Annotated in this window: 7 protein-coding genes; 5 read left to right on the top strand and 2 right to left on the bottom strand. The window is 65.8% G+C overall.

Annotated elements, in window-relative coordinates:
* The 4 genes from AC3AYF_RS10820 to AC3AYF_RS10805 form a co-directional block, all read left to right on the top strand.
* Nucleotides 1-1,092, top strand: a 1,092-nt coding sequence (locus AC3AYF_RS10820; protein WP_487779725.1) for an ABC transporter substrate-binding protein, incomplete at its 5' end; no start/stop codon positions are given.
* 134 nt (nucleotides 1,093-1,226) lie between these two features.
* Nucleotides 1,227-2,534 carry a shikimate transporter gene (gene shiA, locus AC3AYF_RS10815; RefSeq protein WP_295038966.1) on the top strand — a complete coding sequence of 436 codons (1,308 nt, stop codon included), beginning with the start codon at nucleotides 1,227-1,229 and terminating at the stop codon, nucleotides 2,532-2,534.
* A 203-nt stretch (nucleotides 2,535-2,737) separates the two neighbouring features.
* Entirely contained in the window at nucleotides 2,738-2,974 is a 237-nt protein-coding gene (locus AC3AYF_RS10810) for a hypothetical protein (RefSeq protein WP_295038968.1), read from the top strand.
* Nucleotides 2,975-2,976: 2 nt separating this feature from the next.
* A complete protein-coding gene (locus tag AC3AYF_RS10805) occupies nucleotides 2,977-4,479 on the top strand; it encodes a sodium:solute symporter family protein (protein ID WP_295038969.1) in 1,503 nt (500 codons plus the stop codon).
* A gap of 140 nt (nucleotides 4,480-4,619) precedes the next feature.
* On the opposite strand, the gene pobA is transcribed toward AC3AYF_RS10805, so the two are convergent.
* Complete coding sequence (gene pobA, locus AC3AYF_RS10800) at nucleotides 4,620-5,804, bottom strand: 4-hydroxybenzoate 3-monooxygenase (protein WP_487779724.1); 1,185 nt, start codon at nucleotides 5,802-5,804, stop codon at nucleotides 4,620-4,622.
* Between the two features lie 172 nt (nucleotides 5,805-5,976).
* On the opposite strand from pobA, the gene AC3AYF_RS10795 reads away from it, so the two are divergent.
* A complete protein-coding gene (locus tag AC3AYF_RS10795) occupies nucleotides 5,977-6,855 on the top strand; it encodes a helix-turn-helix domain-containing protein (protein ID WP_295038973.1) in 879 nt (292 codons plus the stop codon).
* 73 nt (nucleotides 6,856-6,928) lie between these two features.
* On the opposite strand, the gene pcaG is transcribed toward AC3AYF_RS10795, so the two are convergent.
* Entirely contained in the window at nucleotides 6,929-7,561 is a 633-nt protein-coding gene (gene pcaG / locus AC3AYF_RS10790; protein WP_487779723.1) for a protocatechuate 3,4-dioxygenase subunit alpha, read from the bottom strand.
* Nucleotides 7,562-7,605 lie beyond the last annotated feature (44 nt).

The following is a 7,605-nucleotide window of genomic DNA, read 5'->3' as shown; positions in this document are numbered from 1 at the left end:
GTTGCCACGCTGTCAGCCACCCGGGGAGAGCGCAGGATGACAGGACGCCTCCACTTTGGCCTGGGCCTATTGGTGTCGCTATGCCTCGGTGTCGGCAGCAGCGGCGCAGCCCGAGGAGACCAAAGACTGGTCATCGAAGCGGCACTGGACCGGCAGATCGTCGAGCCGGTGCTGGCCGCCTTCGCTGCCGAGAACCCGCAGATCGACCTCGACTACCGTGATCGCTCCACGCTGGAGGTCGACCGGCGGGCCCGGGATCCCGAATCGCCGCCGGACGTGGTGATCAGCTCGGCGATGCCGTGGCAGCTGGCGCTCAGCAACGACGGGATGGCCCAGCCCCTCGACGCCCCGGAGGCCGACCAGTGGCCGGCGTGGGCCAAATGGCGCAACGAGGTGTTCGGCTTCACCTTCGAACCGGTGGTGATGGCCTACCGGCTCGAGCTCGCCTCGCACATGCCGCCGCCGGAGACCCACCGCGACCTGCTCGACCTGCTGACTCACTACCGCCAGTGGCTCGACGGTCGCGTGGTCAGTTATTCGCCACGCAAGAGCGGGGTGGGCTACACCCTGTTCCAGCAGGATGCGCGCTACACCCCCCGCGCCTGGGACCTGATCGCCGCCATGGGCGCCGCCAACGTCGACCTCGAAGCCACCACCCAGCGCATGCTGGAAGGACTCAGCGACGGCCGCTACTGGCTCGGCTACAACCTGCTGGGCTCCTATGCCATGGTGTGGGCCCAGACCCATCCCGACATCATCGTTCAGGTCCCCAACGACTACTCGCTGGTAATGATGCGGATGGCGTTCGTCCATCGCGACGCGCCACATCCGGAGATGGCCAAGCGCTTCGTCAGTTTCCTGCTGAGCCAGCGGGGCCAGCACATCCTGGCCGGCCAGACGCCGCTGTTCAGCGTGCGCGACGATGTCATCGGCCCCTACACCGCACAGCGGCTGCGCGACCAGGTTGGCGATCACCTCTACCCGATCCCGATCAACGCCACGCTGCTGGCGTTCGTCGATCCACTGCGCCGCCAGGCCTTCCTGCGCCGCTGGGATCGCGAACTTCAGATCCTGGAACCGCCGGAACCGTAGACGCGTCGGGCCGAGGGGCGCGATCCAGCGCAGGGGTCTGTGTCCGGCAGCGCAATGCCGTAAGATATGCCGCCGCCACGTCGCCGCGCCTGCAATCGCCTCGATCACAAGACACCGACCACCGAGAGTTACGGATGAGCACGCCCGCCACGACCGCCGCCCCCGCCCACTCGACCAGCCAGGCCCGACGTGCCGCCATCGGCAGCTTCGTCGGCGCCGTGGTCGACTGGTACGACTTCCTGCTCTACGGCATCGTCGCCGCGCTGGTCTTCAACTCGCAGTTCTTTCCCAACGTCAGTCCGGCCGCCGGCACCCTGGCGGCGCTGGCCACCTTCGGCGTCGGCTTCCTGTTTCGCCCGCTCGGCGGGCTGGTATTCGGTCATTACGGCGACCGCCTGGGGCGCAAGCGCATGCTGATCCTGACGGTGATCCTGATGGGCGGCGCCACGGCGCTGATCGGCCTGCTGCCGACCTATGCCCAGATCGGCGTTTGGGCGCCGATCCTGCTGGTGACGCTGCGCGCGGTGCAGGGTTTCGCCGTCGGCGGGGAGTGGGGCGGCGCCGCCCTGATGGCGGTGGAGAGCGCGCCGAAAGGTCGTCGCGCGTTCTACTCCAGCGGCGTCCAGGTGGGTTACGGCGTGGGCCTGATCCTGGCTACCGGCAGCGTGTCGCTGCTCAGCTACTGGCTGAGCGATGCCGACTTCACCGCCTGGGGCTGGCGTCTGCCGTTTCTGTTCAGCGTGGTACTGGTGCTGGTGGCGCTGAAGATCCGTTCGAGCCTCGAGGAGTCGCCGGAATTCGTCGCCGCGGTCGAACACGGTGACCGCAAGCCGGCCAGGCCGCCGATCCTCGAGGCGCTCAAACGCCATCCCGGGGCTTTCGTCACCATCATCGCCATGCGCCTGGCCGAGCTGTTCACGATGTATATCGTGACCACCTTCGCGCTGAGTTACTCCACCGGCTATCTCGATCTCTCCCGCGATCTGTTCCTGCATATCGGGCTGCTGGTCGGCGCGGTCAGTTGCGTCACCATTCCGCTGTTCGCACTCCTCGCCGACACGCTGGGGCGGCGACGGGTCTACATCACCGGCGCCATCGTCGGCGTGCTGGCCGCCTTCCCGTTCTTCATGGCGCTCCAGGCCGGTTCGATCCTGTGGATCGTGGTGTTCGCCGTGGCCCTGGCCAATCTCGCCCACGACATGGTGGTCAGCGTGCAGCAGCCGATCTTCGCCGAGCTGTTCGGGACCGCCTACCGCTACAGTGGTGCCGGGGTCGGCTACCAGGTCGCCAGCGTGATCGGTGGCGGCTTCACCCCGTTCATCGCCGCCGCGCTGGTGGATCTCTATGGCGGCAGCTGGACGCCGGTCGCCATCTACCTGGCCGCCGGCTGCCTGCTCTCCGCTCTCGGCGCGGCCTGGATGCTGCGAAAGCGAGAGGCATGACGCCATCGGGCACCCGAGCGGTGGCTATTCCCTGCCCCGGAGGCCATTACGACCAATGTCGCGGTTCTTCGCCATAGACGAAGTCTCGCTTTGCCAACCGGTAATGGCCAGCCGTCACCGGGGCTGGCTATAGTCTCCCATTTGCCGTCGCGACATATTTTGGCCGCTTTGCGCCGAATTCGTGTCGCCATCGAGGTGTCTTGATGAAAAGAAGAATCAGTGAACCGGTCAAGAAGCCGCTGGTCTGGATCGGCTTCGTCATTCTGTTCGCCCTGATCAATCCCTGGTATTTCCCCGCCGGCTCCTGGTCGCCGCTGTTCTTCGGCGTTCCCTACTGGGCCCTGATCATCCTGCTCGCCTCGCTGGCGTTGTCGATCTTCATCACCTGGGTGGTGAAGACGCAGTGGGAAACCGGCGCCGATGAAGACGAGGAGTCGTGACCATGGAAGTGGAACTGGCCTTCAGCGGATGGTCCGGCATTCTGGTGCTGATGCTCTACGGCGGTCTGATGCTCGCCGTGGGTATCTACGCGTTCCTGCGCAATCGCAAGGTTCGGGAAAGTCTCGACGAGTACTATCTGGGCGGGCGCGGCCTTGGCGTCATGGTGCTGTTCTTCACCTTTTTCGCGACGCAATACAGCGGCAACACCGTGGTCGGCTACCCCCCAACGGCCTATCGGCTCGGCTATCAATACCTAGTGTCGGTGCCGTTCTTCATCATGATCATCATGGTCTACCTGCTGTTCGCGCCCAGGCTCTATGCGCTGGGCCGACGCTTCAACCTGTTGACGCCGGTGGACTGGATCGATCTGCGCTTCCGCTCGAAGAAGGTCACCATCCTGGCGGCGATTCTGATGCTCTACGGTCTCGGCAACTATCTGCTGGAGCAGTTCGTCGCCATCGGCCAGGGCGTATCCGGTCTTACCGGCGGCACGATCCCCTATCAGGTCGGGGTGGTGTTCTTCATCGTGATCATGGTCGCTTACAGCTGGCTGGGTGGCATGCGCTCGGTGGCCTACACCGACACGATCCAGGGCATCGCCCTGCTGTTCGGCGTGTTCACCCTGCTGATCGGCTCGTTGATCTACCTCGGCGGGCTGCCCACGGCAGCCGAGACGATGATCGCCGAGGCGCCGGAGAAACTGGGCGCACCAACCGGAGGAGGCCTGACCACCTGGTTCTGCCTGCTGGTGCTGGTCGGCATCGGCGCGGCGATCTATCCGCATGCCTTCCAGCGAATTTTCGCTGCACGTAGCGAAAGGACGCTCAAGCGGTCCTTCATCCGCATGGCCTACATGCCGTTTCTGACCGCCGGGGTGGTGTTCATGGTCGGAATCATCGGCATCGCCGCCTTCCCCGACCTGACCACCGCGGAGTCCGAGCAGCTGGTGGGGATGATGGCCAATGCGCTGGCCAACCAGAACGCCTTCTTCTACTGGGCTATGGTGCTGCTGTTCGGCGGCGTGATCGCGGCCATCGTGTCCACCGCCGATTCGGTGCTGCTGACGTTCTCGTCGATCGTCTCCAACGATCTCTACGGGCGCTACATCGCTCCTGACGCCGATGAGTCGCGCAAGATCCTGGTGGGCAAGCTGGTCGGCGTGGCCGCCGTCGTCGTGCTGGTGCTGATCGCCTGGTATCCGCCGGGCACGCTCTATCAGATCTTCGTGCTCAAGTTCGAGGTGCTGATCCAGACCGCGCCGGCGCTGATCCTCGGCCTCTACTGGAGCCGGCTCAATACCCAGGCGGTGTTCGTCGGCATGCTCGCCGGCACCGTACTGGCCGCCGTCTTCACGTTCGCCGGCTACCGCCCGCTGGGCGTCTACAGCGGATTGTGGGGGCTGCTGCTCAACCTCATCGTGTGCGTGGGCGGAAGCCTGCTCAGCCAGGCCTCGGAAGCCAACCGGGAGCGAGCGCTGGAGGTGATCGGTTGGCAGCGTCCGTGACGAGCGCAAGGCGCGGGTCCGATCAGAGCCAGAAAAGCGACTCGAGATCGGCGTCCCTTGCATACCGTTCGAGCCAGCGCTGGTAGCGCGCCCCGGCTCGTTTCAAGCACCGTCGGAGCCGCCGCTTCGTCATCATCCGGTCATGCCAGGGTTTCATAGGGCAATCCCACGTAGTTCTCTGCAATGGTCGTCAACCCGGCCCGGGAGCCGAGAAAGTAATCGAACTCGGCCTGCCGGATGCGCTCGTCGAAATCGGCGGCGTCGGCAAAGCGGTGCAGATTGCGGGTCATCCACCAGGAGAAACGCTCGGCCTTCCAGACCCGGCGCAGGCAGGTCTGCGAATAACGCGGGATCAGGTCGGTACGCCCCTGGTGGTAGATGGCGGTAAGCAGCCGCTGGAGCACGCCGACGTCGCTGGCGGCCAGGTTGAGCCCCTTGGCGCCGGTGGGCGGCACGATATGGGCGGCGTCCCCCGCCAGGAACAGTCGCCCGTGCTGCATCGGCTCGGCGACGAAACTGTGCAGCGGTGCGATGCTCTTCTCCAGCGATGGCCCGGTGACCAGTTTCCCGGCCACGTCCAACGGCAAGCGCCGCGACAACTCCTCCCAGAAGCGGTCGTCCGACCACGCCTCGATCCGCTCTCCCGCCGGCACCTGCAGGTAGTAGCGGCTGCGTTCACGGGAGCGCATGCTGCACAGCGCGAATCCGCGTTCATGGCTCGAGTAGATCAGTTCGTCGTGCACCGGCGGCGTGTCCGACAGCAGCCCCAGCCAGCCGAACGGGTAGTCGCGCTCGAATGTCTGGAGACGGTCGGCGGGAATCGATTGGCGCGAGATGCCATGGAAACCGTCGCAACCGGCAATGTAATCGCAGCTCAGCCGCATCGAGTCGCCGTTGTGGGTAAAGGTGAGGGCGGGCGACGCGCTGTCGAGCCCATGCAGCCTGACATCCTCGGATTCGTAGAGCGTGGTCAGCCCGGCCGCCTGGCGCGCGGCCATCAGGTCACGGGTGACTTCGGTCTGGCCGTAGATGGTGACGCGCCTGCCACCGGTCAGCGCGGCTAGATCGATACGCACGCGGCGCTCGCCCAGTGCCAGCTCGAAGCCGTCGTGGGGGATGCCCTCGGCGTCCAGGCGCGTGCCGACGCCGGCTTCCCGGAGCAGATCAACCATGCCCTGCTCCAGCACGCCGGCGCGGATGCGACCCAGCACGTAGGCCGCCGGGCGGCGCTCGACGATGACGTTGTCGATGCCCTGGCGGTGCAGTAGCTGTCCCAGCAGCAGGCCGGCGGGGCCGGCGCCGATGATCGCCACGGATGTCTGCATGAGGCGTCTCCCTCGAAGGTGGCCGAAAGACCTTGCCGAATGTCATTTTTCGCCACCATTCTTCGCCACCGGAGAGCGCGGTATAAGATAAGATTCACAGCCAGGATGTTAATTTTCATGGATACGGCACTGACTTTAGTCTTATCCGATCCATCCGCGAGCCGACGCCCTCATGCCCATCCCCATCTATCAGCTCTACGGCGAAACCCGTCACTGGCCAACCCCGGACCTGCTGCACTGCGAAACCATTGCCGAACGTAGCCGGCTCCACGCCTGGCATATCCGCCCCCATCGCCACGCCGACCTGATGCACCTGCTGCTGCTGCGGGAGGGCGAGGTCGCGCTGCGACTGGGGGAGATGGAGGCGGCGCTCGACGCCCCGGCGACGATTTGCGTGCCAGCGACCGTGGTCCACGGGTTTCGCTTCTCGCCGCAGACCCAGGGGCATATCGTCACGATCGCCCGTCCGCTGGTGGAGCACCTGCGCGAGCGGCTGCCCCAGGCCGAGGTCCTGGATGACGCCGCCCATTACCCCCTGGCCGAACAGGCCGAATCGACGCCCCTGGCCCAGTTGGTCGACGCGCTGGACGCCGAGTACCGACGCACGCCGGCGGGAGGTCACGACGGCCGCGAAGCCATGTTGCAGGCGCTGATCGAGTCGGTGACGATCCAGCTGTGGCGCCGCGCCAGACGGCGGCGTCGTTTTCCTCGCACCGGGCACGACCGCGGCGAGCAGCATCTCGACCGCTACCAGACGCTGATCGAGACGCGTTTTACACGGCAGCCCGCCATTCCCGAGCTGGCCGCAGAGCTCGGCATCAGCGACGCTCATCTCAACGATCTCTGTCGCCGCCTCACCGGTCACAGCGCGCTCCAGCTCCTGCATGCCCGGCTGCTGCTCGAAGCCAAACGCCAGCTCACCTACACCCAGCAGAGCATCGCCCAGGTCAGCGAGCGGCTGGGATTCTCCGAGCCCACCTACTTCACCCGCTTCTTCAAGCGCGGCACCGGCATGACGCCAAAGGCATTTCGGCAGCGGGGAAGCGACTGAGCCTCGCCCAACCCAACGAGAAAGCCGCTCGACGGCGAGCGGCTTGGATGAGGTAGCGCGGAGCGAAGCGGGCTCAAAAATCGAAGAACACCGTCTCGCCCTCGCCCTGCAGCCGGATGTCGAATCGGTAGCGCCGCTGTTCGCCGGCCTCCTCGCGGGTCGCGATCAGGGTCCGGCGCCGGGTCGGGGACTCGACCGAGTTGAGAATCGGGCAGGCGTCGTTGGCATCGCGCTCGTCGTCGAAGTAGAGCCGGGTATGGAGCTGAACGTTGACGCCCCGGGCGAAGACCGCCAGGTTGACGTGCGGTGCCATCTTCCGCCCGTCCGGCAGCGCGACTGCGCCCGGCTTGACGGTCGAGAAGGTCCACTCGCCGTCGTTCTCCACCGTGGCAGCGGTGCGCCCGAAGCTGTTGAAGGGCGCCTGGAGATCGAACCGACACTGATACTCGCCATCGGCGTCGGCCTGCCACGCTTCGAGCAGCGCATCGCGCACGGTGTCGCCATTGCCGTCGATGACCCGCCCCACCAGTTCGATACGCTCCCCCCAGGCATCGTCGCTGGCGAGCCGATTCCAGATCTCCTCTTCCCGCGGCGGCAGACCGGCGATATCCAGCGCCAGGCCGATATGGACGTAGGGGCCGGCGGTCTGGGAGGCCGTCTCCTTGAGCAGCGACTGGGTGAGCGGGCGTGTGTTGGGCTGTTGCATGGCTGGCTCCTTAACCCTGATTCTCGAAGTAGGTCTGCAGCTCG

The sequence above is a fragment of the Salinicola sp. genome, assembly GCF_982684285.1.
The sequence above is the reverse complement of the archived record's forward strand: the minus strand, read 5'-3'. Positions and strand labels throughout refer to the sequence as shown.